Genomic DNA, 667 nt, shown 5'->3' on the forward strand with positions numbered 1-667 from the left:
TTATTCACAGTTTGAAACCGCAATCCAACTCAACTTTGAAGTAGAAGCCATTTCCAGATTGGAATATTCATCGGCTAAAAACCAAGTATTGCAAATAAGTAACAAACTGCAACAGGCCGAAAGCGATTATGCCATTGCCCTGCAAAAGCTAAATCTCTGGCTGGCAACTGACATTTTTTATTCTGTACCAGATTCGTTTGAAGAAAATGAGGTGGCAGTATTGGGATTGGGTGCGAAGTTAGAAAGACATCCAGAGTTGGAACTTTCACAAAGGCGCATCGATGAAGCCGAAGCAAACTATAATGCCGCTCGTGCCGAGCTACTTCCTAAATTAAACCTTCAAGGTGGATTGCAACAGGTCAATGGCGATAACGGATTTTATACCTATCAGGCAGGGATTTCCGTCCCGTTGTTTTCGGGCACCCAGCGCAGTCAAGCCAAAGCCGCTAAAATCGATAGCGAAATCGCAAAGACAAATGCGGACTATACCCAACGCCAACTACAATCTGAATTTCAGCAGGCAGTACAAGCCTATCAAAAATGGAAAACATCTTGGCAGTTTTACAGGGATAAAGCTCTGCCACTTGCAGAAGAACAGCGTAAGGGTGCGTTACTTGCCTACAAGGAAGGTGCGGTGGATTATGCTGCATTCACGCAGATTATACGT

At 44.2% G+C, this 667-nt stretch carries 1 protein-coding gene; it reads left to right on the forward strand.

Annotated features, from left to right (window positions below; genetic code table 11):
• Positions 1-667: TolC family protein (locus tag AACP56_RS17915; RefSeq protein ID WP_339339085.1), on the forward strand; the 667-nt coding region annotated here is incomplete at both ends.

Source organism: Croceitalea sp. MTPC6 (genome assembly GCF_036985525.1).
GTDB lineage: Bacteria > Bacteroidota > Bacteroidia > Flavobacteriales > Flavobacteriaceae > Croceitalea.